The sequence below is a fragment of the Brucella intermedia LMG 3301 genome, from assembly GCF_000182645.1.
Lineage (GTDB): Bacteria > Pseudomonadota > Alphaproteobacteria > Rhizobiales > Rhizobiaceae > Brucella > Brucella intermedia.
Genome location: NZ_ACQA01000002.1, coordinates 940,509 through 966,239, shown reverse-complemented (window position 1 = coordinate 966,239; position 25,731 = coordinate 940,509). Strand labels below are relative to the sequence as shown.

Here is a 25,731-nt window from a genome sequence, read left to right as displayed (position 1 = left end):
TGGAATCTCCATGGGGAGGACACGGACATTCATGAAACAGCATAATCGCAGACTGAATATTGTTCTTATGCTGGCGTTGGCAGCATTTGTCTTGCTGCCTTGGTACCGCATTGAAGACGGCTTTCTGAGTTTCGGTTGGCTGGACGGAATGTATGGCGACGGTGCAACGGCGCCGGGCTTCTGGCAAATGGCCTTCTTCGGGCGTCCGTGGCTTGGCGCTATCGCCGTGTTGATGCTTCTCTGCGCCTCTGCCCGTTTCATATTGCCTGTAGAGCGTCGTAGCGGTGTTTTAGTCTGGGCAAGTCTCCTTGGTGTGATATTTCTGGCGCTGCAAGGGCTGGCTATCGGCTTTTCCGGCTGGAACTGGACGATCAGCGAAAATCTGTTCGGCACGCTCGCAGACGGTCAGCCGGCCTTCGGCGCAGGAGCGATCCTGACAGGCCTATGCTTTCTGCTCATTTTTTCGTTTGGTCTGGCGGAACGCGGCGTGATGAAGGGGGACGCTTTCGTCGTCTCTTCCATCACCCTGCTTGTCGCGCTGGTAGCTGTATTTGTCTTCTATCCTGTCATCAGCATGTTTGCCGGGTCGGTGCAGGATTTCGATGGCTCGTTCAAGCCTGAAGGGTTTATTGACAATATTCAGGATTCCTCGATCTGGAGCCTGGCCTGTCTTGTCGGGGAAGGACGGTGTGGCGTCGCATGGCGCACATTGTGGCTGGCGCTGATGACGGCGACGGGGTCCACAGTGCTGGGCCTCGCCTTTGCACTGGTCGCTACCCGCACGGGTTTTCCTTTCAAGAAGGGATTGCGGCTTCTCACCATATTGCCGATCATCACGCCGCCCTTCGTCGTCGGGCTTGCTTTGACGCTGCTTTTTGGCCGCGCGGGGGTCGTGACGGAGCAGTTATCCAGCATATTCGGCATCGAGCCCGGACGGTGGCTCTACGGCCTCATTGGCATATGGATCGCTCAGGTCCTGTCGTTTACGCCCATTTCCTTCCTCGTGCTAATCGGCGTTGTCGAAGGTGTGTCCCCGTCAATGGAAGAGGCATCGCAAACCCTGCGTGCCGATCGCTGGCGGACGTTCCGCAAGGTTTCATTGCCTCTGATGGCGCCGGGCCTTGCCAATGCGTTTCTCATCGCCTTCATAGAAAGCATGGCGGATTTCGGCAATCCGATGGTGCTCGGCGGCAGCAATGGCGTGCTCTCGACAGAAATATTCTTTGCCGTGGTGGGCGCCCAAAACGATCCCTCGCGTGCGGCGGTTCTCGCTATCGTGTTGCTGTGCTTTACATTGACCGCGTTTCTCATTCAACGCGTATGGCTTTCCGGCAAGAACTTCGCCACGGTGACCGGCAAGGGTGATTCCGGAATGCATGCCGGCTTGCCACGCGGGCTAAAAATCGGCGTTTATGCCCTTGTCATCCCTTGGATGGTTTTCACTGTCGTTGTTTATGCGATGATCCTCATCGGCGGCTTCGTGCGACAGTGGGGGCTCGATAATACGCTGACGGTCGAACATTACGCACGGGCCTTTTCTATCAATTGGACCGAGAACGGCATTGCATGGACCGGCGTGGCGTGGAACTCGTTCTGGACGACCATGGAAATTTCACTGCTATCGGCACCACTCACTGCGGCAGTCGGTCTGCTGACGGCTTATCTGATCGTTCGTCAGCGTTTTGTCGGACGCAATGTTTTCGAATTTGCCCTGATGCTGAGTTTTGCCATCCCCGGAACGGTAATCGGCGTCAGCTATGTCATGGCCTTCAACTTGCCGCCGCTTGAAATGACCGGCACAGCGCTGATCCTGATTGCATGTTTCGTGTTCCGCAACATGCCGGTGGGCGTGCGTGGGGGGGTCGCAGCCATGAGCCAGCTCGACAAGAGCCTAGATGAAGCCTCCCTGACGCTGCGGGCAAACAGCTTCCGCACGATCCGCAAGGTCATTCTGCCGCTGCTGCGCCCGGCGATCACTGCGGCGTTGGTCTATTCCTTCGTACGCGCAATCACCTCCATCAGCGCGGTCATCTTCCTTGTATCGGCAGAGTACAATATGGCGACGTCCTATATCGTCGGCCTGGTCGAGAACGGCCAGTTCGGTGTGGCCATCGCATATTCATCGATGCTGATCGTGGTCATGATCGTCGTCATCACCAGCTTTCAGCTTCTCGTGGGTGAACGCAAGCTCAGGCGCGAGAACCGCGTTGCAGCCGTCACCCCCGTCAAAACTATTCGTCAGGAGAAAGCCGCATGACTGCGATCCGTCCCGGCTCCGTTACATTTGAAAATGTCACCAAGAAGTTCGGTAATTTTACTGCCTTGCCCGATCTGTCCCTGACTGTCGAGCCGGGAACGTTAGTGACGCTCCTGGGCCCGTCCGGTTGCGGCAAGACGACGACATTGCGGCTGCTGGCCGGACTCGAACACCCAACGTCCGGCCGTATCCTGATCGGCGGCAAGGACGTGACCAATCTGCCGGCCAACGAGCGCGACGTTTCGATGGTCTTCCAGTCCTATGCACTCTTCCCGCATATGAGTTCGCTCGACAATGTGGCCTACGGCCTGGAGTCCTCGGGCTTGAAAAAGGCCGAAGCGCGCGAACGTGCGGAAGAGGGGCTCAAGCTCGTCGGTCTTGCAGGAATGGGGCATCGCCTACCTGCCGAACTCTCGGGTGGGCAGCAGCAGCGCGTGGCCGTGGCCCGCGCTCTCGTGCTGGAACCACAGGTTCTGCTTCTGGATGAACCGCTTTCAAACCTCGACGCCCGGTTGCGGCGCCGGGTGCGGACCGAAATTCGGGAGTTGCAGCAGCGGCTCGGCTTTACTGCCGTCTATGTGACACACGATCAGGACGAGGCGCTTGCCGTTTCCGACACGATCATCGTCATGAAGGAAGGCAACATCGCCCAGAAGGGAAGCCCGCGTGATCTCTATGAAACACCGGCCTCCGCTTTCATCGCGGACTTCATGGGGGAGGCGAATGTTGTGCCATGTGAGGTAGTGACGGCGGATGGAGGTGAAGCGGTCATTCGTGTGGGTGGCCTGATCCACCGCGTCGCTGCCCCCCACGCTCGGCCGGGGCCGGCGCAGCTCGCAATCCGTCCCAATGCCGTGAGCTTACAGCCGCGGGCCGGCGGCGGCTTCCCGGGACGTGTCGCGCATTCAGCCTATCTTGGCGATCATATTGAATATGAAATCGAGACCGAGCACGGCAAGCTTTTCATTGTCGATCCGGCGGTCGAAGAGGCTCTGCCGCCACAAACCGATGTCTCTATCGAGTTCGAATCGCGCGGGCTTGCCATTATCAATCAATAGGCGCAGAAACGTCGCGCCTCTCCTTATCTCTCATCGGAAAACCAACATGACTTCCCATCCCGGACCGGAACTAGAAGCGCGGCTGGCGCTTGCCGAAAAGATAGCGCGCGAAGCGGGCGCCAAGGCTCTCGACTATTTCAAACGACGTGAAACGCTGGTTATCGAAACCAAGCGCGACCCTCAGGATGTGGTATCGATTGCTGACAGGGACGTCGAAAAGCTCATTCGCACCCGTGTGTCGGAAATCTTTCCGCAAGATGGCTTTCTGGGAGAGGAATACGGGCTGAACGAGGGTACGTCAGGTTACACCTGGGTCGTCGACCCGATTGATGGCACCAGCCCTTTTGTCAACGGCATGCCGAACTGGTGCGTTTCCATTGCCGTTCTGAAAGACGGAGAGCCCGTCATCGGCGTAATCCAAGCCCCGTGCTTTGACGAACTCTATGCCTCGGCAAAAGGCTTGGGCGCAACACTTGATGGCAAGAAGCTGGTTCTCGATCCAAGCCGCACGATCCGCAATTCGGTGACGGGTATCGGTGCCAACAACTATGTGACGCCGCAACTCGTGGCCAAAATCGTGGAAGATCTGCTGGAGGCGGGTGGGACCTTTATTCGCAATGGTTCGGGCGCGCTGATGATAGCCTATGTCGCGGCTGGCCGGTTGGTGGGCTATTATGAACCCTACATGCATGCCTGGGATTGCATGGCTGGGTTTTGCCTCGTGCGTGAGGCCGGCGGTTATGCGCATCCTTTCCCAGTCGATGGAGAAAAGCTTACCAAGGGCAACAAGGTTTTCGTGGCTGCACCCGGTGCGGTTGATGATCTCAAGAAAGTGGCCGGTCTCTGACTGATAGTCCCGGCGTATTGGCGCTTATTCCCAGCCATATTCTGAATAGGGTTCGCCTCCGGCGGCGCTGAGAAGCGCCTGCCGGACATAGGGAATGGTGTTTTCCGGGAGATTGTCCAGATGTTTCCATTGGAGATTGGCGTGCTTGTCCGGCTCGCATAGCGCGGGGGTGCCTGCCCATTCCTCGGTGCGGAAGAAATGGCCTATCCACGGGCTGCCAGCCGTCAGGCTATGCAAGGTGTGGACTGATTTCAGAGATTCCGGCGCGATGACCACGCCCGTCTCCTCAAACGCTTCGCGAATGGCTGCGGCGCGGATTGTTTCGCCCCCATCAAGTCCCCCTGCAGGAAGGCTGAATGAACCGTCCATCCATCCCGTCGCTTTCCGCTGCAACATGCAGATTTCTGCTCCGCGCGCCAGAATGACAAAGACAGCGGACGAAAGCTGAAAACGGACACGCCCACTCAATGGGATCTCCTCCAAAAACAAATCGGCAAGTCTTCTACGGACTTGCCGAAAGCTTACACGAGTCGGTCAGTTTCCTAAGGAGGATCAGGAGTTGTCCCGTTGGAAAATCCAGTCATGATCGGGGTGGTTCTTGAACCGCCATTTGCGCAAGGGACCGGCCATCACATTGAGATAATACATCTCATAGCCGTAGGGTGCGCCACATGGGTGATGGCCTTTTGGAACAAGCACGACATCTCCATCCGCGACCGCCATGGTTTCATCAAGGCTTCCGTCTTCGGTGAAGACACGCTGGAAGCCAAAACCCTGCGCCGGATTGAGACGGTGATAATAGGTCTCTTCCAGATAGGTCATGTCGGGAAAATTGTCTTCGTCATGTCTGTGGGGAGGATAGGATGACCAGTTTCCCTGTGGTGTGAAGACCTCGGTAACAAGAAGGCTGTCGGCAACATCCCGGTCTTCCATCGCAATATTGTGGATGAAGCGGGTGTTGGCGCCTTTTCCGCGCTGCTCCAGTGTCAGACTTTCCGGCCCAAGCTTCTGTGCCTTGCGGCCGGGTTTGCCCGGCGCGGTGCAGATCGCCAGAACGCAATCTGTCGTGGCAGTCGCGCGCCAGTCGCTTTCAGCAGGCACATAGAGGCAGTGCGGCGGCAGTTTCTCGAACACATTCATGCGTTCGCCTATCTCACCGAAATCCTCGCCGGAGGCGGAAATCTTCGCTTTGCCTTCCACAAGGACCAGGATCACTTCGGTCGATCCGGTCTTTTCGGATGCACTCTCACCGGGCTTTAGACGATAGAGCCCGAATCCGACATACCCCCATTCGGCACTTTCAGGGGGGATGTCGTGGACCTTTCCATGCGTGCCCTTGGGCTTGCGCAACAAATTGGCCATGTCTCAGTCTCCTTTGTCGAGCCCTGCTTCACGTGCGAATGATTTCAGTGATTTCAACCCGAGTGACTGATACTGGTATGGATTGCGAACTTCCGGGTCCTGTTCGGCTTCGATCACCAGCCAGCCCTGATAGGCTTTGTCAGCCGCGACTTTCAGCACAGACGTGAAGTCTACGCCGCCCTCTGCATCGCCGGGAACAGTGAATACACCGCGACGAACTCCCTCCAGAAAAGACAAGCTCTGGTCCCGTACCTCGGTAGCTATCGCCGGACGAACGTTCTTGGCGTGGATATGACCGACGCGGCCCATATGCTTTTTGGCAACCTGTTCCGGATCACCACCGCCGAACAGGCAATGGCCGGTATCGAGAAGGAGCTTCGTGTGCGGCCCGGTATGCTGCATCAGAAGATCAATCTCGTCTTCGCTCTGCACTACCGTTCCCATGTGATGATGGTAGACAAGCGCGATACCTTGGGCCGCGGCAAATTCTGCCAGTGCTTCGACGCCCGTCCCAAATTCTTCCCAGCGCGCTTCTTCCAGGACCGGACGCTCGGATAGCGGCTTGTCGTTGTCACCATGAATGGCGTTCGAGGTTTCGCAAACGATGATGACCTTCGAACCCATCGCCTTCAGAAGATCGAGCGCAGGCTGCATGGCCTTCTTTTCTTCTTCGACGGAATTCACCAACAGATTGAGTGAATGCCAGCCCGATACGTAGCGAAGCCTGCGGGGCTCGAGCACGGCTTTAAGAGCGTCGGCTTCCTGCGGAAACTTATGACCTTTCTCGATCCCGTCGAAGCCGATTTTGGTGGTTTCATCGAGGCATTGATCCAGGGTGATGTACGCGCCGAGGCTGCGATCATCGTCGTTCGACCAGGCAATTGGATTGGTGCCATAGAGGATCATCGGTCAGTTTCTTTCTTTGAGCTTGGCTTCGTAATCTTTACGGGCAGCGCGCACCTGTTCGCGCTCCGAGACTTCCGGCACGGCAACATCCCACCACCATCCACCGGTTTCAGGCGTCGGGTAGGGGTCGGTGTCGATAATGACGACTGTCGTGCGCGGACTGTTGCGGGCTTCGGCAAGGGCATGTTCCAGCTCGCGGATCGATCCTGCTTTCTTCGTATCCGCGCCCATCGCTCCGGCGTGGGCAGCGAAATCGATCTTCGATGGATTAACATGCGCGGCATGGTCGAGCAGGTTGTTGAACTCGGCGCCGCCGGTCGCCATCTGAAGCCGGTTGATGCAGCCGAAACCGCGATTGTCTGTGATCACGACAGTGATCTTCTGCCCCATCATGACGGCTGTGGCGAGTTCGGAATTGGCCATCATGTAGGAGCCGTCGCCAACCATCACGATGACGTCGCGGTCCGGTTCGGCCATCTTGATGCCAAGGCCGCCAGCAATTTCATAACCCATGCAGGAGAAACCGTATTCCATATGATAGGACATGGGGCGACCAGCCTTCCAGAGTTGATGGAGCTCTCCGGGCATCGTTCCGGCCGCACACATGACGACAGTGTTTTCCCGTGCCTGACGCTGTACCGCGCCAATCACCTGCATATCGGTCGGCAAGGCATTGCCGTCGCTGGGGGCAGCAGTGAAATTGTCTGCTGCGGCAAACCATTTCTCTTTCAATGCGGCATTGACGGGTTGGCGCTTATAGCTGCCGATTGCCTTCGAGAGCGTTTCAAGGCCGATCCTTGCATCGGCAACCAATGGAAGCGAACCATGCTTGGAGCCATCATAGGGCTGGACATTGAGCGAGAGGAGCTTGTGGCCGGGGTGCTTGAACAGCGCCCATGATCCGGTTGTGAAATCCTGAAAGCGCGTGCCGACACCGATCACGAGATCGGCTTCGGCCGCGATCGCATTGGCGCTGTCTGCCCCGGTTACGCCGACCGGGCCGAAATTGAGCGGGTGATCCCACGGCAGGGCCGATTTGCCAGCCTGCGTTTCGATGACCGGAATGCCGTGCGCTTCGGCAAAATTGCGCAACGCTTCGTGGGCGCCGGAATAATGTACACCACCGCCTGCGACGATAATAGGTTTAAGCGCTGCCTGGATCGCCGTGGCTGCGCTGTTCAGTTCGTTTTCGTCCGGTGGCGGACGACGCCAGTGCCAGACTTTCTGTTCAAAGAATTCTTCCGGCCAGTCATAGGCTTCCGTCTGTACATCCTGGCAAAAGGCGAGCGTCACCGGCCCGCAATCGGCAGGATCGGTCATTGTGCGGAACGCACGAGGCAGGGCGGTGAGAAGCTGTTCCGGCCGGGTGATCCTGTCGAAATAGCGGCTAACCGGACGAAAACAGTCATTCACGGTCATGGTGCCGTCGTTGAAGTCTTCGATCTGCTGCAAGACGGGATCAGGGCCGCGATTGGCAAAGACATCACCGGGAATGAGAAGGACGGGCAGGCGATTTACATGGGCAAGGGCAGCTGCCGTGACCATATTCGTCGCTCCGGGGCCGATGGAGGAGGTGACAGCGCAAGCGCGTTTGCGGCCAAGCTGCTTGGTATAGGCAATGGCTGCATGGGCCATTGTCTGTTCATTGTGGCCTCGCCACGTGGGTAATTCTTCGCGAATGCCATGGAGTGCTTCTCCAAGCCCGGCCACATTCCCATGGCCGAAAATAGCCCAGACACCCGCGATAAAAGTCTCCCCTTCCGGCGTCAGCTGGTTTGCGAGATAGCGCACCAATGCTTGTGCGGCGGTCAATCGAATAGTTTTCATAGCTCCTCCAGCGTCCTCCCGGCAGAACGAACTCAATATTTGCGCACGCTGTCCCAAACGTTGCAAAGGCTGCGATAGCGCGTAGCCATGTCGGCAATTGCTTCATCGTCGCTGATCGAACCATTCAGCCATTTGCGTGCCGCGTCACCAAAGATGGTGCGCCCCACCGCAAAACCTTTGACAAGGTCGAAGTCGGCAGCGATAGCAAGGCTGGCTTCCAGTTCTTCGGCGGGTGCGTCCAGTCCCAGGACGACGATGCCGCGTGTGTGTGGGTCGTTGCGTGTGATTGCGTCACAGGCATTGGCCCAGGCCGCTTTGGTTTTCATAGGCTCGAGCTTCCACCAGTCGGGATAAACCCCGATTTCGTAGAACCGCTCGATCACACGAGCTGTCGTATCGTCATCGACTGCTCCTGCTTTTGACGGGATGATTTCGAGCAGGAATTCCAGTCGGTTACGCCGGGCGGCTGCGAAAAGACGTGAAACAGTTTCTTCCTGCTGCGCCTTGAACTCAGCCGTGTCATCTGGATGATAGAAGCATAGTAATTTTACGACATTCTCGACAGGCCACTCCACAAGTCCGCCGCAGTCGGGTCCCAGTTCCGGCTCCAGTTTAAGTGGACGCGAACCGGGCCATTCAGTCGGGCGCCCGATCCACAAGCCCGTGCCTGCTGCCCTGTAAAGAGCATCGCGGCCCAGCCGCCCATCGCATAATATGCCGTAGCCCTTGGCCCCGTCAGCCACCTGCAAGGCAGCATCCAAGCACAGCTGTTTGAATTCTCCGATCTTTTCGCTTGAAACACCCGCTTCGGCGGCCATTTCTTCAAGCTGGATGCGGTGGTCGAACGCAAAGACGCGCATGTGAGGCCAGCCGCCGCTCCGGTTGGTGGACCAATGTAACTGCTCCAGGGCCGCATCCTTGCGCAAAGCCTTGTTGCGAATGCCAGTGCGGAAAAAATACTGAAGCTCTTCCCAGCTCGGATAGGCTGGCGTGCATCCATGCCGCGAGACTGCAAAGGCGCCGCAGGCATTGGCGAATTTGAGGCTGGTAGGCCAGTCCTCGTCCTTCAGCCAACCGCGCAGAAGTCCGGACATGAACCCGTCGCCTGCCCCAAGCACATTGAAAACATCAATCGGAAAACCTTCGCCGCTCTGTCCCTCGTCGAGACTGTCGGGAATCGCGCCTTCAAAAACCACCGCTCCCATCGGACCGCGTTTGCAGACCAGTGCTGCGTTCGTTACATCACGCACCGCCTTCAGTGCCTGTAGCGTATCAGTCGAACCGCCTGCGATATGGAACTCCTCTTCTGTTCCAACGACAAGATCAAACAGATGAAGCGTCGATTGCAGCTTGGCTGTGACGGCTGCGGATTCGATGAAACGGTTTTCGCCGTCACCGTGGCCGGAAAGTCCCCAGAGATTGGGGCGATAGTCTATATCAAGCGCCGTGCGGCTGCCATTGCCACGGGCGAGGCGAATTGCCTTCAGGACCGCCGCTTCCGTCTTCGGATGGGATAAATGTGTGCCGGTTGCCAACACACAGCCCGCTTCGGCGATGAAATCCGGATCGATATCGTCCTCGCATAAAGCCATGTCGGCGCAATTTTCGCGATAGAAGATCAAGGGAAAATGCTGCTGGTCGCGAATGCCGAGAATAACCAGGGCAGTCAGGCGCTCTGGGTCGGTAACGATGCCCCGAGTGTCCACGCCCTCCCGCTCCAGTTCCCGCAGCAGAAAACGCCCCATATGCTCATCGCCGACACGCGTGATCACCGCCGATTTGAGACCAAGCCGCGCGGTTCCGGTTGCAATATTGGTGGGGGAGCCACCGACATATTTGTTGAAGGAGGCCATGTCTTCCAGAAGGCCGCCCACTTGCGCGCCATACAGGTCCACCGAAGATCGGCCAATCGTGATCAAGTCGAGCCGTTTCACTCCATCCTCCCTCGGTATTTTCTTATTGCTGCATGGCTGTGCATGAATCATGACACATAGCAGTTATTCCATTTTTGATTAAAATGGATTTATTATTCTATTTCAACTGAAAAATGGAATGTGCAGGGGAAGGTCAGTCGCTTTGCCTTAGTGTCCCTACGGCGACGGCAAGTGCGATAGCCAGGCAAAGCGTTGCGGAGAGCGAACGAAATGCACCGAAATCCACTTCGGAAACCAGCAGTGTCTGCTTGGCGGATTTGCTCATGGGGCTGACAAAGGTGTCTGTGATACCGACGACGTCAATGCCCCGCGCGGCGACGGTTTCAGCCATGGCGACCGTTTCCGGCGAGTAGGGGGAAAAGGTAATTGCCAGAAGCACATCGCCTTCGCGAATAGCGTGCAGGTTTTCCAGTTTGCCCACGGCACTGTGCAGCATGGCGGGAACGTGCATTTTCTCCAGCGCGTAAGCCAGATAGCTCGCGACCGGAAAGGCGCGACGGATTCCGACGATATGGATTGTATGCGCGCTCGCCAAAAGCTGAACAGCCTTTTCGAGTGCTTCTGGATCAATGGTCTTCAGCAAACCTTCGAGGGAGGTGCGCCCGGCCTCGGCAAACTCCGCAAGAAGGGCAGGGGCGCTACCCGTTGCGGTTTCTCGCAAATGCTGCAACCGGGTCGAGTAATCAGGCCAGCCACCCGCATAGGAATCCCGGAACAGCTTCTGCATTTCGGAAAAGCCGGAGAAGCCCATGATCTGGCAGAACCGCATGAAGGCGGAACTCTGCACGCCTGCCCCTTCGGCCATCTCTGCGACAGTCGACACGGCGATACGATCCTGATTGGCGGCAACGAAATCGGCGCACTGCTTGAGCCTCTTTGGCAAGCGGTCGGACACCTCCAGCAGCTTCGCTTCGAATTCCTTGATATTTGCCGGAACGCTGATCGGTGACGGGGCAGGGGAATCCATCATTGGCCTTTCAATATGGTCTCTTGACAATCTTTATGTCACATTCTAGCAAAATAGAATAAATATTCTACAGCGTATCTTCAGGTGAATGAAGATGGCTGTTTTCCTGGGGAGGATGAGGCAATGGTGACACGTCTGGCGTTACTCGGTGCGGGCCGTATCGGCAAGGTGCATGCGGGCGCAATCGCTGCGGACAGGCGGGCCAGGCTGGTTGCCGTTGCGGATGCCAATGAAGCGGCAGCACGCGCAATTGCCGACTCTGCCGGGGCCGAAGTTCGCAGCATCGACGCTATCGAAAAGGCAGACGACATTGATGCTGTGCTGATATGCACGCCGACCAATACCCACGCCGATCTTATTGAACGGTTTTCGCGCGCCGGCAAGGCCGTTTTCTGTGAAAAGCCCATTGATCTCGATATTGCGCGCGTCCGCGCCTGCCTCGCAGTTATCCGCGAAGCCGGCGCGAAGGTGATGCTGGGTTTCAATCGCCGGTTCGATCCGCATTTTGCTGCAGTACGCAAAACCATTAAAGACGGACGCATCGGCAATGTTGAAATGGTGACGATCACCAGCCGCGATCCCGGCGCGCCACCGGCGGAATATATCAAGGTATCCGGCGGCATTTTTCGCGACATGACGATCCACGATTTCGATATGGCGCGTTTTCTGCTTGGGGAAGAAATCGAGAGCGTATCGGCGTCGGCCTCGGTTCTTGTCGATCCAAAAATCGGGGAACTCGGTGATTACGATAGTGCGAGCGTCATCCTGACGACCGCCTCCGGCCGACAGTGCGTCATTTCCAACTCACGACGAGCTTCCTATGGCTACGACCAGCGCATTGAAGTCCATGGATCACTCGGGGCTGTTTCGGCGGAAAATCAACGTCCGGTTTCGATAGAAATCGCTTCCAGGGACGGTTATAACCGTCCGCCTCTGCACGATTTTTTCATGACGCGCTACACGGCTGCTTATGCAGCGGAAATCGCTTCGTTTATCGATGCACTTGATACAGGAAAGGCGCCCTATCCTTCAGCAGAAGACGGGTTGCAGGCCTTGGCATTGGCTGAAGCTGCTCTTCGTTCGGTCAAGGAAGGTCGGACCGTCAAGGTTGCGGAGGTCCTAGGGTAATACGGTAATTTCGTTTGCCTTTTATCGCAATCGGCTGCGATATGCGGGACATGGCCTACGAGATCGATGATTTACCGTTCGAAGAGTTTTTTGTGCCCGTGAGCAATGCTACGGCGGCCTTGGTTCGACTCGACGAGCGGCTTTCGCGCTCACCTATTCACGATGGCATGATCGAACGGTTGCATATGCACGATGCCGTCGCTTCGATGTGGCTTGAGGGCGAACTGGTGCATATGGAAGACCTGGTCTTGCATGATGCCTTGATGGACAACCGGATGCCAAGCCATGCCTTGACGATAGCGCATGCGGTTTTGCGCATGCGCAGACAGATTGCCGGAAAATCAGCAGACTGGGCCCTCGGACCCGCTGGTATCCAGCAATTGCTCGGCCGATCCATCGATCTCACCCCTTCGGAAGTCGAACCGCGCCAAGCTACGGATGATGATTTCGACCCGTTGCTCAATGACATTGACAGTCTGCTTGCGCGGACGGGTGCTCTTCTGGAAGGCGTGGCTCCCGTCAGACCCAAGCCGGAAACGACGCCGCGTGACACGCTGCTTTATGACGATGACTGGGATGAGGATGCGCGTTTGCAGGAATGGCGCGATTGTCTTGCCGGCACGAGGCATCTGCCACCGCTGATGCGAGCCGCATTGATCCATGACGCCTGGTTTTCGCTGGAGGTTGTGCAGCGGTCATCGTGGATAGGCCGGCTTCTGACGGCCGCACTCCTGCGCCAAAGCGGTCTTGCAACGGGCCATCTGCCGACAATCAGTCTCGGCCTGCGTGCGAAACGGCCCGATGAACGTCGCTCGTCCAACCGTGTGATCAGGCTCAGAACGTTTTTTGAAAGCATTGAAGAAGCTGCCGACCTTTCCATGAAGGAGCATGACCGGTTGCTTCTGGCGCGTGAACAAATGCAACGTAAGCTCAAAGGGCGCAGGTCCAATTCGCGCTTGCCGGAACTGATGGAGATGGTGCTGCGCAGCCCGGTCATTTCCAGCCAGATGGTGGAAAAGGAATTGCAGGTCACGCAGCAAGGGGCGCTGAAACTGATTTCGGAACTCAATTTGAGAGAGATCACCGGACGCGGGCGGTTTCGGGCCTGGGGAGTTCTCTAGATCAGCTTCATGCATTTGCGGCGCAGATGATCCGCGAAAAGCTCGAACTCGTTGCGGCGGGCAGCATTGGAGCGCCAGACCAGAACCAGCGATCGGTAATTGTTCTTGCCCTCGTAAGGAACGACGCTTAGTTCCGTTCCTCGCGTGACACCCGCTTTGACCGCCACCTCCGGCAGAAGGGTGACGCCCATTCCGAAATCGACAAGCTGCACCAGTGTCGTGATCGATGTGGCATGGACATCGCCGCTTGCTTGCGCCGGTGTGGAACCTATGGCGGCCATGACGTGTTCGCGAAGACAATGCCCTGTTTCCAGCAGGAGAAAGGGCTGATCCTGCAAATCGTCAGCATCGACCCGGTCGCGATTGGCCAGGGCATGATCGCGCCGCACCGCCAGATAGAAGATATCGTGACCAAGCTCTGATACTTCAAATTCATCGAGATCGTATGGATGGGCGACGAGCGCAACATCGAGGGATCCTGAACGCAAGCTGTCCAGCAGGGAGCGCGTGAGGCCTTCGCGAATGGTAAGCTGCAGTTCGGGAAAGGCCCTGGAGGTCGCAGGCAGAATTTTGGGTAACAAAAAAGGCGCTATCGACGGAATGACTCCCATCCGCAATCTGGTCGTCAGCGGGCGTTCTGCCTGCCGCGCATGTTCAGGTAGTTCTTCGATGAGAGCTACGATAGTGCGGGCTCGCTCCAGAAAATCTTCGCCGGCAGGCAGAAGCTGCATTCGTCGGCCTGAGCGATCGATCAGCGTTACGCCGAGTTCCGCCTCGAGGGACTGAATGGCGGCACTCAAGGTTGATTGGGTTACGCCCACGACTTCGGCGGCTCGTGAAAAGGAGCCCGCTTTGACGAGGGCCATGAAATAGTGGAGTTGACGGACACTGATGTTGAGCATCGAATCTTAAGTCCTTGTTCCATCGTTATAATCGATGGAATTTATCGATATAATCGCTTTGACCGATTTGGCAAGAAACCCTATATATGACTCGCAGAACGGAAAATTCTGAAAATTCAGAAAATTCCGCATAACCATCGAATTTTAAAGGTAGGTATAAGATGCTCGGTATCGGCGACAAGCTCCCCTCCTTCAAGGTCACCGGCGTAAAGCCCGGCTTCAACCATCACGAAGAAAACGGCGTTTCGGCGTTTGAAGAAATCACCGAAGCAAGCTTTGCTGGCAAGTGGAAGGTTATCTTCTTCTACCCGAAGGATTTCACCTTCGTTTGCCCGACGGAAATCGCTGAGTTTGCCCGTCTTGCATCTGATTTCGAAGACCGTGACGCAGTCGTTCTGGGTGGTTCGACCGACAATGAATTCGTGAAGCTCGCATGGCGTCGTGATCACAAGGATCTCGACAAGCTGCCGATCTGGTCGTTTGCCGACACCAACGGCTCGCTGGTCGATGGCTTGGGCGTTCGCTCGCCGGATGGCGTCGCGTATCGCTATACCTTTGTTGTCGATCCGGACAACACAATCCAGCACGTTTACGCAACCAACCTCAACGTTGGCCGTGCTCCGAAGGATACGCTGCGTGTTCTCGATGCGCTGCAGACCGATGAACTTTGCCCGTGCAACCGCGAAGTCGGTGGCGAAACGCTCAAGGCAGCTTGATAGGTCCTGATTGAGTGCGGAAAGGCGGGTCAAGGCCCGCCTTTCTTCTATCTGAAGCGGTTCCAGCCCAACATGGACATCGGAACTGCTCTATCTCTTTGTTTTTACGCATTCTCCCATGCAAGACCGCACCGCATTTTTGCTGGAAATGCTTTGATATCCCGAATGGCAGATAAAGAGGGTTCCATGTCCATTGATGACCTGAAGTCAAAAATCCCGGATTTCGCCAAGGACGTCCGTCTCAATCTTTCGTCCATGGCAAGCGATGAAACACTGACGCCACAGCAGAAATACGGCCTGTTCGTTGCGTGCGGCATTGCCTCTCGCAACGCCGACGTGCGTAAGGCGTTTGTTGGCGAAGCCACCGCCAAAGTCGACGCTTCCGTCATTCAAGCCGCGAAGTCGGCTGCGTCGATCATGGGCATGAACAATGTCTATTACCGCTTCGTACATCTCGCTACCAATAAAGACTACCGTACCATGCCGGCAAAGCTGCGCATGAATGTGATCGGTAATCCGGGCGTCGACAAGGTTGACTTCGAGCTCTGGTCGCTGGCGGTATCTGCCATCAATGGCTGCGGCATGTGCATCGATGCGCATGAGGATGTGCTGCGCAAGGCCAATGTGTCGTCGGAAGCGATCCAGACGGCTGTCCGCTTTGCATCGATCATCCAGTCGGTGGCTATCGCATTGGAAGCTGCCGACACGGAATAGGGCCCTCGCGCCTCACAAGGAAAAGCCCGCGCGGATCGCTCCACGCGGGCTTTTTGCTTCGTACAGTTTACTATTCGCCGCGCTTGAACGAAATGAAGGTAAAGCCAATCAGCGAAACCACGGCGGCTGCGACCATGTAATAACCGACATAGTCGAAGCTATAGTGCGTTGCGAGCCAGGTCGCGATGTAGGGTGCGACCGAGGCACCCAGAATACCTGCCAGATTGAAGGTCAGCGAGGCGCCGGTGTAACGGACAGAGGTTGGGAATGGTTCGGCGAGCGCGGCACCGATCGGGCCATAGGTAAGACCCATCAGACCGAAGCCGATGATGAGGAATGCGAGGACGCCAGCAGTGCCCGCCATGAACAAGGGCGCCATGATGAAGCCGTAGAGGCCGATCAGGACGGTGACGATAATCATGACCGGGCGCATGCCGAAACGGTCGGACAGCAGCGCAGCCACAGGGATCATCAAGCCGAAGAAGACCACGCCGATCATCTGAAGAATAAGGAATTCCTCGCGGCTATAGCCAAGGGCGCGTGTGCCCCAGCCCAGCGAAAAGACCGTCATCAGATAGAACAGGACGAAGGTTGCAACCGCACCGATGGTGCCTAGGAGAAGGCTCATCTTGTGCTGCTTGAACAAGGTTGCGACCGGTACTTCGACGCGTTCAGCCTTGTCGATTGCTTTCTGGAATTCAGGCGTTTCGGCGATCTTCAGACGGATGAACAAACCCACACCGACCAGAAGAGCGCTGGCTATGAAAGGAATGCGCCAGCCGAAAGCAAAAAATTGTTCTTCGGTAAGAGCCTCGGCCAGAATGAGGAAGATGCCCGTCGCCAGAATGAAGCCAACCGGAGCGCCGAGCTGCGGGAACATGCCGTACCATGTCCGCTTGCCTTCGGGCGCGTTTTCAGTTGCAAGCAGCACCGCGCCGCCCCACTCGCCACCGAGACCAAGCCCCTGGCCCAGACGGCACAGAGCCAGCAGAAGAGCTGCCCAGACGCCTATGGAGTCGTAGGTTGGCAGGAAACCGATGGCGACCGTGGAAATACCCATGGTCATGAGCGCTGCGACCAGCGTAGCCTTGCGTCCGACCTTGTCTCCGAAGTGGCCGAACAATGCTCCGCCGATGGGGCGTGCAAAGAATGCAATCGCAAAGGTTGCCAAAGACTGGAGAAGCGCGGAGTTGCCGTCGCTTGCCGGGAAGAACAGATGGGGGAACACGATCACCGCGGCGGTCGCGTAAATATAGAAGTCAAAAAATTCGATCGTGGTGCCGATCATGCTTGCGGCCAGAACTCGGCGCGCGGAGTTTTTCTGCGGAGCAACCGCTACAGCGACTGTCATTGTTTCAGTTCCAATATTGCGGGCCGTCTTTTTAGGGGAGGGAGCCCAAGATGTGGCTTCTTTAAAGCCGGCGAATATAGAATCGCAAGCGGAAAAGGGCTTTTAAGCAATTTTGTGATTTCGGATGGGCTGTTTTGGAAACAAAAGCGAAAGTGGATAAAATTCCTGTCAGCGCGCGTTCTGATCTTTCATTAGGGCTGATTAAATTTCCTGTGTCATCTGTACGAAAGTAAACATGTTTCGAGCAAAGTACGATATCGGCTTGAGGGGGGCAGCCCGGGACCATGCGGTCCTGCGCTTGCCTTCCCGTGGGCTCGTGACGTTGCTTGCAATCCTGTTTCTTGTTTCCGCGCAACTTTGTTACGCCATGGCGCATGAGGCGCCCTCTGTGCAGACGGTTTCTGATTGTCATGTGAACATGTCGCATCAGATGGACGACACATCGGTCTCGGCGGATGCGGGCAAAACTGCGCCGAAGGATCACGGCGGCAAAACACCGAATGCTTGTGTGATGATGACGTGCGGCTGTGTTGTTCAATTGGCAACGGATTTGCGCGCGGATGTTCCTGTACAGGATTTTGGTTTGCCGCCGCTCGTTGCAGCGCTGAACGGCAAATCCCCGAACAGCGACCTGCGACCGCCCATATCGCTTCAGGCTTGATCTTGGAAATCGCCGCCGAAATTTGGCGGCTATCACGATTATTGTCTGGAGACTTACCATGACTGGAATTACACGCCGCCGCCTGTTCGCTCTGGCGACCGGGGCGGCCTTTGCCACGACCATCCGCCCAATTGACAGCTTTGCTCAAGACGCTCATCAGCATATGGCCCACGGCGCGGGGGCCTTGTGGACCCCGACTGCTGGACGGCCTTTGCCTCTCCCGCCTCTGATCGAACCGGATGCGTCGGGTGTCGTCAAACTCAAGGTGCAGGCAGGGTGGCACAGTTTTGAAGAAGGAAGCGAAGCAGCATCGGCTGGCGTCAACGGTGCCTATCTTGGTCCGCTCGTGCGCTTGAAGAATGGTGAAACAGTCACCCTTTCCGTAGAAAACGGCATGGATGATGAGACTACGCTTCATTGGCACGGGCTTTTCGTCCCCTCCATACTCGACGGCGGCCCCCATAATGTGATTGCGCCGGGCGCGGAATGGAAACCGAAAATCACGGTCAATCAGCCAGCCTCGTTCAACTGGTTCCATCCGCATCTGCATGGAAATACCGCCCGTCAGGCGCATCTCGGCATTGCCGGTCTCATGGTCGTGACTGATGGCAAGGATGCTGCACGCGGGCTGCCCGAAGACTACGGTATAGATGATATTCCGCTGGTGCTTCAGGATCGTCGGGTGATTGAGGGGACAGGATTTATCAGCCTGACATTATGGACTTGATGCATGGTTTCCGTGGCGACAAGCTTATCGTGAACGGGATAGTTTCACCGGAAGCGCGGGTCCCTCAGTCCATTGTCCGTCTGCGCATCCTGAACGGTGCCAATGCGCGAAACTTTCATGTTCGTCTCGGTGATAATCGCCCCTTATTTGTCATCGCGTCGGATGGCGGTTTCATCGGAAAGCCGGAACCGGTCAAAAGGTTGTCCATAAGTCCCGGTGAGCGCTACGAGGTTCTGGTGGATTTTTCCCAAGGCAGGGCAGTCGATTTGCTGACCTACGAAAATGACAGCGGTGGCGATGATCTGCATTTGATGCGGTTTGAGGTGGACAGCGCCTTGCAAGCGAAAATCAAGTCCTTTCCAGATCGTCTGGATGGGCCAGGCGTCCCGGACGAAAACCTTTCCGTAAAACGCCGCTCGTTCTTCTTTGACGAGCGAATGACGGAAAATATGAGGCTGATGATGGCAAAACCGTCCACCGATCCTCATGCCGGGCATAACATGGGCAGTATGGACATGAGCTCCATGCAGTCTGGCGCTATGGATCATGAGATGCACGGGGCCAGAAGTTCTGCCGATGCAGGTCCGGCGCTTGACGCCTTGTCGTCAGGCGTAACGATGGCGATCGCAGGCAAACCGTTCGACATGGGTCGTATCGATGTCGAGGCCAAGCTTGGGTCCTGGGAAATCTGGGAACTTACAACGAAGGAGATGCCGCATCCATTCCATATCCATGGGGCGTCGTTTCGCATTCTTTCCCAGAATGGCAAAGCGCCCCCCGCACATCAAGCGGGCTGGAAGGATACGGCTTTGATTGATGGGAAGGCTGAAATATTGGTTCATTTCGACCGTGAAGCGGCGAAAAGCCATCCATTCATGTTTCATTGCCACGTGCTGGAACATGAAGATGTGGGCATGATGGCTCAATTCATAACGGTATAATCCGCCTCTGACCGCGTGACAGTGTTTGTCACGCGGTCGCTCCGGCATTTTATTTTCGAACAATTTCGAGCGGTGTGCGTTGTCGTCTCATCACGAAGGATCGCGATCAGGAGGAAACAATGCAGCCGTTTTTGATTGCTTCAGCAATGATGCTTCTGGCAGTTCCAGCCATTGCCGCGGATATGAGCGTCAAACTTTATGAAGCTCTGCCAACAGGCCAGGGAAAGGAAATTGGCACCGTCACCATCTCGCAGATGGATGCTGGATTGTTATTCAAGACCAATTTGAGAGGCCTTCCTGCTGGTGAGCACGGCTTTCATGTGCATGAGAAAGGCAGCTGCGCACCGGCTGAACAGGATGGAAAAACTGTCCCGGCGCAATCTGCCGGCGGGCATTACGATCCGTCGCATTCCAAGCACCACATGGGACCGGAAGGTGAGGGGCATCTTGGTGACTTGCCTCTGCTCGAAGCCGACGCACAGGGTAACGTGACTCAAAGCGTGACGGCCCCGCGGCTCAGGTCGCTGGATGAAATCAAGGGGCGAGCCTTGATGGTTCACGTGGGAGGAGATAACTACTCTGATAAACCCAAGCCGCTTGGCGGTGGCGGCGCTCGGTTCGCCTGCGGGGTCATCCAATAATCGCTATCCCCAGTTTTCGATGCGAATCTTGGAACCATCGGAAAACCGGGAAATGTGAAACGCCGAAGGATCGACGACCGGCGTTTCACCTGTAACCATATCGGCAACGAGCTTGCCCGCGCCGGGACCAATCCCGAAGCCATGCCCTGAAAAGCCTGTTGCTACGATCAAGCCTTCAATGCCCGGGAGTGGCGAGATGACCGGGATGACGTCCGGCATCGTGTCGATGAGCCCTGCCCATTCCTGCTCTATCGTTGCCTGGGCGAAAGAGGGGATTGCCTGCCTGAGCTTCGTCAGCACCTGAGCGTTGGCGGCCTTGTGCGGAGCAGGATCGAGCGTGCGAATTTTTTCGAAAATGGATATCTCGTCGGCAGGCCGGAGTTTCCATTGGAAAGCTTCTTCGAAGAAGCGCTCGCCGAACCGGAAGCGCAACGACCGCCACTCGGTTGAAAGCGAGGGTATGAAATCCCGAAAGAACCGGAAACTGTCGGGCACGATATCCGCGATAGAGCCACCGAGGCTTGCAACCGTGTATCCGCCATCAAGCCTCTTGCGCAGGGCAAAGTCCGAAAACGCAATTGCAGGTTCGACACCGGCATCAATGGGAGCCGTGCGGAATACGGAAGAACGCACCTTCAACTGCGGCAGGTGGGCCTTGAAGCTCGAAACGATAAGTCTTGACCAGGCTCCGCCCGCGACGATCACTGCCTCGCAGCACAGACGGCCTTTTTCGGTAAGGACTGCCGTGACCCGGCCATTGGTCGTCTCTATACCGCGCACGGCACAGTTTTGTAGAATGATGGCGCCATTCTCTTGCGCTTTTGCGGCAAAAGCCGGAACCGCCTTTTGCGGTTCGGCCCGTCCGTCGCGCGGCGTTATCATGCCGCCTGCGAGCCGACGATTGATGCCGGGTGCCAATGCTGCGACCTGATTTGCATTGAGAAGTTCCGTCCCAATGCCGTGTTCCCGAGCTATCCTGATCCACTCCGCATAAAGAGCCATTTGCTCTTCTTTTTCAGCTGTGTAGGCAATTCCGGTCACACGGAAACCGGTTTCGCGCCCCGTTCGCTCATTCATGCCTTCCCATAGTCGCATGCTTTCGACGATGAGGGGCATTTCCCGGCTGTCGCGCCCGGTACGGCGGCACCACCCCCAATTGCGGCTGGATTGTTCCCCCGCGATCTCCCCCTTTTCAAGGAGAGTGACAGGAATGCCGCGTTCGGCCAGAAAAAGGGCAGTGGAAACACCGATGACGCCGCCGCCGATGATGGCAATTTTGGTTTCCTGCGGCAAGCTGTCAGCTGTCGCCACCTTATCCGTGACCGGCCCCATTTCGGTATTCTCCTGCAATGCGATTGGGTGATTTGAGCATATGGAAGCACAGTGAACATGGCTCGCTTTTTGTTCACGATCAACCGGATAACCTGTTACACAAAACTTAGTTGCGATATTCCTGAGATAATCCATCCTGTTTTTGTAGCTTTCTGGAGAATGTGTCTCTATATCCGCCTGAACTGCAATCTGGACACGCGATCTTGCTTATGGACGCAGCACGCAACCCGCATGATAAAAGACAGGTATTCGGGCAATCCGGCCCAGCACTGACTCTGTCCGGTATTACCCGCCAGTTTGGCGCTGTGCGTGCGCTCAATGATGTCTCTCTCGATGTTCACGAGGGCGAGATAATTTGCCTGGTCGGCCATTCCGGCTGCGGTAAGACTTCCCTGCTGCGCATTATCGCGGGCATCGATGTTCCAGACAGTGGAACACTCACCATGGGGGGGCAGGCGCTGGTCGGCCCATCCGTCTTTATTGAGCCTGAAAAACGGAACGTGGGTGTCGTCTTCCAGGACTACGCTTTGTTTCCGCACCTGACGGTAAGAGAAAACATCCTGTTCGGATTGCGAAGAATGCCCCGCCACGCGGCGGATGCGCGGACAGGAGAGCTTCTCGAACTGGTGTCGCTCTCGCACATGGCGGATCGCTATCCGCACATGCTGTCAGGTGGCGAGCAGCAACGTGTGGCACTTATCCGGGCCCTTGCTCCGAAACCACAGCTTCTGCTGATGGACGAGCCGTTTTCGAACCTTGATAGAGGACTGCGCGCCCGGGTTCGCCGTGAGACAGTGGCTTTGCTGAGGGAGCTTGGCACAACGGCGATTATCGTAACGCACGAAGCCGAAGAGGCGCTGTCGACCGGAGATCGTGTCGTATTGATGCGATCTGGCGAAGTTGTTCAGAATGGCCCGGCACGCGAGCTTCATGACCAGCCCGTGAACCGGTATGCAGCGGATTTTTTCTGTGACTTCAATGTGATACCCGGAAAAGTCGAGGGTAATGGGCTGGTAACTCCCTTTGGGAAAATTGCCATAAGTGCACAGTTTGGACCCGACGCTGAAGCGTTTGCCTATCTGCGTCCGCGTGACTTTACGATTGTGACCGATAGTGAGACTGGCGAAGCTTCATTGCGTGGTCATATTGAAGCCCGCACCTTTCTCGGTGAAATCGAAGAACTGGTCGTGCGGGTAACAGATGCGGCTCCGCGCCTGCGTGTACGCACCGAACTGCGGCTTCCGGCTTCTTCCAACGATATAGTGCTACGCCCGCATTGGGATAAGGCGCTGATTTTCCCCAAGTGACTGAAAATATCCGCTGTCGAAGTGTTGCAGCAATTGACCGTCGGTGCGCTGCACCGTATAACTTGATTGCGTAACTCATAATTTAATATGAAACAGGTCCATCTGGAGGTAAAATGTCCAAGTTCGCGCGTTCTGGCCTTGCTCTCGCCGCAGTAACGTTCTTTGCAGGAGCTGCCCACGCAGATGAAGTGAACATTTACACGACGCGTGAACCGGGCCTCATTCAGCCCCTGCTCGATGCTTTCAAATCGTCTACCGGAATTACCGTCAATACGGTTTTCCTGAAGGACGGTCTGGCAGAACGCGTAGCTTCTGAGGGCGCCAACTCGCCCGCCGACATTCTTATGACGGTCGACGCCGGGAACCTGGTCGATCTCGTCGACAAGGGACTCACCCAGCCTGTTGATTCCAAGGTGCTGAAAGAAGCTGTTCCGGAACAGCTCCGCGACGCCAAGGATAACTGGTTCGCATTGTCCATGCGCGCTCGCATCGTCTATGCCGCGAAAGACCTCGAGCTCGACAAGATCAACTATGAGGACCTGTCCGATCCGAAGTGGAAGGGCAAAATCTGCATCCGTGCGGGCCAGCATCCTTACAATACAGCACTCTTCGCGGACTATATCGCGCATTACGGTCCGGAAAAGACCGAAGAATGGTTGAAGGGGCTCAAGGATAATCTTGCGCGCAAGGCTGCCGGTGGCGATCGTGATGGTGCCAAGGATATCGTAGGCGGCATTTGCGATATAGCCGTTGCCAATTCCTATTATGTCGGCCTGATGCGTTCGGGTAAGGGCGGTGACGAGCAGAAGACCTGGGGCGAAGGCATCAAGGTTCTGCTGCCGACATTCAAGGATGGCGGAACCCAGGTCAACATCAGTGGCGCAGCCGTTGCAAAGAATGCACCGCACAAGGACGCAGCAGTCAAGCTGCTCGAATATCTGGTGTCCGACGAAGCCCAGCAGCTCTACGCCAAGGCCAATTTCGAGTATCCGGTAAAGCCGGGCGCTCCGCTTGATCCAATCGTGGAATCGTTCGGTGAACTGAAGATCGACAGTGTTCCGCTTTCGGAAATTGTGAGCCATCGCAAGCAGGCAAGCGAACTGGTCGACAAAGTCGGTTTTGATAACTAAAAGCCGAATGAACTAACCAGACCAGCGCCGGTGCATTTCATGCGCCGGCGTTGTACTAGAGCGCGTCTCCCGAGAGCGGATGCTAGTTCGGGCAAAGACGTGCATTAAAACAAATGGATAGAGCATTTCCGAAGATCTAACAGGAAATGCTCTATAGAGAGACCAATGGAAGCTTTTGCAGCCACCCGGAAACGAGTTTTGCGACCCGCAAAAGCGGGACGCAACTGGCTAAGGCTCTCGGCATTGGTTGCAGTTCTGGTTTTACTTCCGGTTCTTGCCCTTGCCTTTGAAGCCATACAAGGATCTGCGGGGCTCTGGGCGCACCTTCTCGCCACCAATCTAGCGACAGCTTTTCTCGAAACGGTAATTCTGCTTATCGGTGTCGGCATCATTGCCGCTTTCATAGGAACGTCAACGGCATGGCTGGTGACGGCATATGATTTTCGCGGGCGGCGCCTGCTTGAATGGGCGCTTTTGCTGCCCTTGGCCGTACCGACCTACATCGTTGCCTATGCCTATCTCGATATCCTGCACCCTATTGGTCCGGTGCAGGGAGCGGTGCGATTCATGCTGGGATACGATAGTCCGCGCCAGTTCCGCTTGCCCGATATTCGTTCAATGGCCGGATGTATTATTCTTCTCGGCTTCGTTCTCTACCCCTATGTCTATATCCCTACACGGGCAATGTTTCTAACTCAGTCCGCCAGCCTTATCGAAGCGGCAAGAACTTTGGGCGTTAGCCGCAAGGGCATTTTCTGGCGTGTTGCATTGCCGCTCGCGCGGCCTGCCGTAGCGGTTGGGGTCAGTCTCGCTTTAATGGAAACGCTGAATGATGTAGGCGCCGCCGAATTCCTGGGCGTGCGCACATTGACTGTTTCGATTTACACCACATGGATTACGCGCTCGGATTTGCCAGGCGCTGCGCAATTGGCCCTCGCTCTCCTGTTTCTGGTGGTTGCTCTTGTTTCGATTGAACGCTGGGGGCGACGCAAGCAACGTTTTGCTTCCAACATCCGTCATTCGCGTGGCTTCGAACCATTGAGCGTCAGGAACGGGCGGGGCGTCTGGTTGTTCTGTCTCTGCTCCCTTCCAGTCGTCATTGGATTTGTTCTGCCGGCAATTTATCTGGTCGTGGAAGCGGTGAAGCGCGCCCGTTTTGCCGGTATCTCTCCGCGATTGGTTGGCGAAGCTTTCAATACCGTTGTGCTCGCGTCAGTGGCTACAGCGTTGGTGCTGATATGCGGAATATTTGTTGCATATGCTGTCCGGCTTTTCCCGGGGGCTGTTTCACGCTGGTCGTATCGCGTGTCCACGATGGGATATGCGGCTCCGGGGACCGTTATCGCCATCGGCATTTTGGTGGTGGCCGGTAGCTTCGATCAACTTTTCAATCTGTTCACATCGCATGTCTTCGGTTATTCGGCAGGGCTGGTGCTGATCGGGACAGGCGCGGCGGTCATCTATGCCTATGTCGTTCGATTTCTGGCCATCTCCGCAGGTGGCATCGATTCCGGGCTGGAGCGCATACCCGTGTCACTGGATCATGCTTCGCGCACGCTCGGGCGTGGCGTTACCGAAACGTTTTGCGCAGTTCATTTGCCACTATCGAAAACAGCCATCGTGGCGGCGGGTCTCCTCGTATTCGTAGACTGTGTGAAAGAACTGCCTGCAACACTTCTGCTGCGCCCCCTCAACGTCGAGACTTTCGCAACGCATCTTTATGGCGAGGCCGCACGCGGAACATACGAAGAAGCCTCCCTTGCCGCCCTCGCCATCGTGACGGTCGGAATTTTACCGGTGATATTGCTTGCGCGTGTCGGTAGGCGCTTCGGTAAGCGTGTTTAATCTCCTGCCATTAACAGCAACAACAGGTGACAAAATCGATAATTCAGGATTGCTTAA

At 56.3% G+C, this 25,731-nt stretch carries 21 protein-coding genes and 1 pseudogene; 13 read left to right on the top strand and 9 right to left on the bottom strand.

Annotated elements, in window-relative coordinates; translation table 11 throughout:
- Positions 1 to 31: 31 nt before the first annotated feature.
- From OINT_RS16895 to OINT_RS16885, 3 genes are read left to right on the top strand one after another with little or no spacing between them, the layout of a single operon-like run.
- Positions 32 to 2,257, top strand: coding sequence for an ABC transporter permease (locus OINT_RS16895; RefSeq protein ID WP_006471544.1), 2,226 nt, complete (start codon positions 32 to 34; stop codon positions 2,255 to 2,257).
- Complete coding sequence (locus OINT_RS16890) at positions 2,254 to 3,315, top strand: ABC transporter ATP-binding protein (protein ID WP_006469102.1); 1,062 nt, start codon at positions 2,254 to 2,256, stop codon at positions 3,313 to 3,315. Before OINT_RS16895 ends, OINT_RS16890 begins: the two co-directional genes overlap by 4 nt.
- 46 nt (positions 3,316 to 3,361) lie before the next feature.
- Positions 3,362 to 4,162, top strand: a complete 801-nt coding sequence (locus tag OINT_RS16885; protein WP_006471545.1) for an inositol monophosphatase family protein — start codon at positions 3,362 to 3,364, stop codon at positions 4,160 to 4,162.
- A gap of 24 nt (positions 4,163 to 4,186) precedes the next feature.
- On the opposite strand, the gene OINT_RS16880 is transcribed toward OINT_RS16885, so the two are convergent.
- The 6 genes from OINT_RS16880 to OINT_RS16855 all read right to left on the bottom strand — a co-directional run bounded on the left by OINT_RS16880 (position 4,187) and on the right by OINT_RS16855 (position 11,158).
- Positions 4,187 to 4,630 carry an NUDIX hydrolase gene (locus tag OINT_RS16880; protein ID WP_006471546.1) on the bottom strand — a complete coding sequence of 148 codons (444 nt, stop codon included), beginning with the start codon at positions 4,628 to 4,630 and terminating at the stop codon, positions 4,187 to 4,189.
- A gap of 84 nt (positions 4,631 to 4,714) precedes the next feature.
- The gene (gene iolB / locus OINT_RS16875; RefSeq protein ID WP_006469096.1) at positions 4,715 to 5,524 is read right to left on the bottom strand and encodes a 5-deoxy-glucuronate isomerase; all 810 of its coding nucleotides are present in this window, start codon (positions 5,522 to 5,524) and stop codon (positions 4,715 to 4,717) included.
- Between the two features lie 3 nt (positions 5,525 to 5,527).
- Positions 5,528 to 6,430, bottom strand: a complete 903-nt coding sequence (gene iolE / locus OINT_RS16870) for a myo-inosose-2 dehydratase (RefSeq protein ID WP_006469095.1) — start codon at positions 6,428 to 6,430, stop codon at positions 5,528 to 5,530.
- 3 nt (positions 6,431 to 6,433) lie between these two features.
- On the bottom strand, positions 6,434 to 8,257 hold the full coding sequence (gene iolD, locus OINT_RS16865; RefSeq protein ID WP_006471547.1) for a 3D-(3,5/4)-trihydroxycyclohexane-1,2-dione acylhydrolase (decyclizing): 1,824 nt from the start codon (positions 8,255 to 8,257) through the stop codon (positions 6,434 to 6,436).
- A 32-nt stretch (positions 8,258 to 8,289) separates the two neighbouring features.
- Positions 8,290 to 10,242 (bottom strand): bifunctional 5-dehydro-2-deoxygluconokinase/5-dehydro-2-deoxyphosphogluconate aldolase, encoded by a 1,953-nt coding sequence (locus OINT_RS16860; protein WP_006469093.1) that lies wholly within the window; start codon positions 10,240 to 10,242, stop codon positions 8,290 to 8,292.
- An 82-nt stretch (positions 10,243 to 10,324) separates the two neighbouring features.
- Complete coding sequence (locus tag OINT_RS16855; RefSeq protein WP_006472667.1) at positions 10,325 to 11,158, bottom strand: MurR/RpiR family transcriptional regulator; 834 nt, start codon at positions 11,156 to 11,158, stop codon at positions 10,325 to 10,327.
- A 123-nt stretch (positions 11,159 to 11,281) separates the two neighbouring features.
- Between OINT_RS16855 and iolG the strand changes: the two genes are divergently transcribed.
- Together iolG and OINT_RS16845 are read left to right on the top strand one after the other, a co-directional pair.
- Complete coding sequence (gene iolG / locus OINT_RS16850) at positions 11,282 to 12,286, top strand: inositol 2-dehydrogenase (protein WP_006472666.1); 1,005 nt, start codon at positions 11,282 to 11,284, stop codon at positions 12,284 to 12,286.
- Positions 12,287 to 12,336: 50 nt separating this feature from the next.
- Complete coding sequence (locus OINT_RS16845) at positions 12,337 to 13,407, top strand: RHE_PE00001 family protein (protein ID WP_006472665.1); 1,071 nt, start codon at positions 12,337 to 12,339, stop codon at positions 13,405 to 13,407.
- Here OINT_RS16845 and OINT_RS16840 read toward each other — a convergent pair.
- Entirely contained in the window at positions 13,404 to 14,309 is a 906-nt protein-coding gene (locus OINT_RS16840; protein ID WP_006469089.1) for a hydrogen peroxide-inducible genes activator, read from the bottom strand. The two genes, OINT_RS16845 and OINT_RS16840, sit on opposite strands and share 4 nt — an antisense overlap.
- A gap of 161 nt (positions 14,310 to 14,470) precedes the next feature.
- Between OINT_RS16840 and OINT_RS16835 the strand changes: the two genes are divergently transcribed.
- Both OINT_RS16835 and OINT_RS16830 read left to right on the top strand, forming a co-directional pair.
- Positions 14,471 to 15,025 carry a peroxiredoxin gene (locus OINT_RS16835; protein ID WP_006469087.1) on the top strand — a complete coding sequence of 185 codons (555 nt, stop codon included), beginning with the start codon at positions 14,471 to 14,473 and terminating at the stop codon, positions 15,023 to 15,025.
- Between the two features lie 186 nt (positions 15,026 to 15,211).
- A complete protein-coding gene (locus OINT_RS16830) occupies positions 15,212 to 15,739 on the top strand; it encodes a carboxymuconolactone decarboxylase family protein (RefSeq protein ID WP_006472664.1) in 528 nt (175 codons plus the stop codon).
- 70 nt (positions 15,740 to 15,809) lie between these two features.
- Here OINT_RS16830 and OINT_RS16825 read toward each other — a convergent pair whose 3' ends face one another.
- A complete protein-coding gene (locus OINT_RS16825) occupies positions 15,810 to 17,090 on the bottom strand; it encodes an MFS transporter (protein WP_006469085.1) in 1,281 nt (426 codons plus the stop codon).
- A gap of 235 nt (positions 17,091 to 17,325) precedes the next feature.
- Between OINT_RS16825 and OINT_RS16820 the strand changes: the two genes are divergently transcribed.
- From OINT_RS16820 to sodC, 3 genes and pseudogenes are all read left to right on the top strand, one after another.
- On the top strand, positions 17,326 to 17,751 hold the full coding sequence (locus OINT_RS16820; protein ID WP_006469084.1) for a hypothetical protein: 426 nt from the start codon (positions 17,326 to 17,328) through the stop codon (positions 17,749 to 17,751).
- A gap of 58 nt (positions 17,752 to 17,809) precedes the next feature.
- Positions 17,810 to 19,419 (top strand): annotated as a pseudogene (cueO, locus tag OINT_RS16815) (multicopper oxidase CueO).
- Positions 19,420 to 19,538: 119 nt separating this feature from the next.
- Complete coding sequence (gene sodC / locus OINT_RS16810; RefSeq protein ID WP_006472661.1) at positions 19,539 to 20,060, top strand: superoxide dismutase family protein; 522 nt, start codon at positions 19,539 to 19,541, stop codon at positions 20,058 to 20,060.
- Positions 20,061 to 20,063: 3 nt separating this feature from the next.
- On the opposite strand, the gene OINT_RS16805 is transcribed toward sodC, so the two are convergent.
- Positions 20,064 to 21,392 (bottom strand): NAD(P)/FAD-dependent oxidoreductase, encoded by a 1,329-nt coding sequence (locus OINT_RS16805; protein WP_006472660.1) that lies wholly within the window; start codon positions 21,390 to 21,392, stop codon positions 20,064 to 20,066.
- A gap of 209 nt (positions 21,393 to 21,601) precedes the next feature.
- Here OINT_RS16805 and OINT_RS16800 point away from each other — a divergent pair, with 209 nt between their 5' ends.
- The 3 genes from OINT_RS16800 to OINT_RS16790 all read left to right on the top strand — a co-directional run bounded on the left by OINT_RS16800 (position 21,602) and on the right by OINT_RS16790 (position 25,674).
- Entirely contained in the window at positions 21,602 to 22,699 is a 1,098-nt protein-coding gene (locus tag OINT_RS16800) for an ABC transporter ATP-binding protein (protein ID WP_006472659.1), read from the top strand.
- Positions 22,700 to 22,812: 113 nt separating this feature from the next.
- On the top strand, positions 22,813 to 23,829 hold the full coding sequence (locus tag OINT_RS16795; RefSeq protein ID WP_006469080.1) for a Fe(3+) ABC transporter substrate-binding protein: 1,017 nt from the start codon (positions 22,813 to 22,815) through the stop codon (positions 23,827 to 23,829).
- Positions 23,830 to 23,994: 165 nt separating this feature from the next.
- Entirely contained in the window at positions 23,995 to 25,674 is a 1,680-nt protein-coding gene (locus OINT_RS16790) for an ABC transporter permease (protein WP_006469079.1), read from the top strand.
- Positions 25,675 to 25,731: the final 57 nt, after the last annotated feature.

What these genes read in the sequence shown, in the direction of transcription:
- iolG (WP_006472666.1), top strand. Translation starts at nt 11,282, where the DNA reads ATGGTGACACGTCTGGCGTTACTCGGTGCGGGCCGTATCGGCAAGGTG.
- OINT_RS16825 (WP_006469085.1), bottom strand. Translation starts at nt 17,090, where the DNA reads ATGACAGTCGCTGTAGCGGTTGCTCCGCAGAAAAACTCCGCGCGCCGA.
- iolE (WP_006469095.1), bottom strand. Translation starts at nt 6,430, where the DNA reads ATGATCCTCTATGGCACCAATCCAATTGCCTGGTCGAACGACGATGAT.
- OINT_RS16845 (WP_006472665.1), top strand. Translation starts at nt 12,337, where the DNA reads ATGGCCTACGAGATCGATGATTTACCGTTCGAAGAGTTTTTTGTGCCC.
- OINT_RS16800 (WP_006472659.1), top strand. Translation starts at nt 21,602, where the DNA reads ATGGACGCAGCACGCAACCCGCATGATAAAAGACAGGTATTCGGGCAA.
- OINT_RS16885 (WP_006471545.1), top strand. Translation starts at nt 3,362, where the DNA reads ATGACTTCCCATCCCGGACCGGAACTAGAAGCGCGGCTGGCGCTTGCC.
- OINT_RS16805 (WP_006472660.1), bottom strand. Translation starts at nt 21,392, where the DNA reads ATGGGGCCGGTCACGGATAAGGTGGCGACAGCTGACAGCTTGCCGCAG.
- OINT_RS16840 (WP_006469089.1), bottom strand. Translation starts at nt 14,309, where the DNA reads ATGCTCAACATCAGTGTCCGTCAACTCCACTATTTCATGGCCCTCGTC.
- iolB (WP_006469096.1), bottom strand. Translation starts at nt 5,524, where the DNA reads ATGGCCAATTTGTTGCGCAAGCCCAAGGGCACGCATGGAAAGGTCCAC.
- OINT_RS16890 (WP_006469102.1), top strand. Translation starts at nt 2,254, where the DNA reads ATGACTGCGATCCGTCCCGGCTCCGTTACATTTGAAAATGTCACCAAG.
- OINT_RS16830 (WP_006472664.1), top strand. Translation starts at nt 15,212, where the DNA reads ATGTCCATTGATGACCTGAAGTCAAAAATCCCGGATTTCGCCAAGGAC.
- OINT_RS16895 (WP_006471544.1), top strand. Translation starts at nt 32, where the DNA reads ATGAAACAGCATAATCGCAGACTGAATATTGTTCTTATGCTGGCGTTG.
- sodC (WP_006472661.1), top strand. Translation starts at nt 19,539, where the DNA reads ATGCAGCCGTTTTTGATTGCTTCAGCAATGATGCTTCTGGCAGTTCCA.
- OINT_RS16820 (WP_006469084.1), top strand. Translation starts at nt 17,326, where the DNA reads ATGTTTCGAGCAAAGTACGATATCGGCTTGAGGGGGGCAGCCCGGGAC.
- OINT_RS16860 (WP_006469093.1), bottom strand. Translation starts at nt 10,242, where the DNA reads ATGATTCATGCACAGCCATGCAGCAATAAGAAAATACCGAGGGAGGAT.
- OINT_RS16855 (WP_006472667.1), bottom strand. Translation starts at nt 11,158, where the DNA reads ATGGATTCCCCTGCCCCGTCACCGATCAGCGTTCCGGCAAATATCAAG.
- OINT_RS16790 (WP_006469079.1), top strand. Translation starts at nt 23,995, where the DNA reads ATGGAAGCTTTTGCAGCCACCCGGAAACGAGTTTTGCGACCCGCAAAA.
- OINT_RS16795 (WP_006469080.1), top strand. Translation starts at nt 22,813, where the DNA reads ATGTCCAAGTTCGCGCGTTCTGGCCTTGCTCTCGCCGCAGTAACGTTC.
- OINT_RS16835 (WP_006469087.1), top strand. Translation starts at nt 14,471, where the DNA reads ATGCTCGGTATCGGCGACAAGCTCCCCTCCTTCAAGGTCACCGGCGTA.
- iolD (WP_006471547.1), bottom strand. Translation starts at nt 8,257, where the DNA reads ATGAAAACTATTCGATTGACCGCCGCACAAGCATTGGTGCGCTATCTC.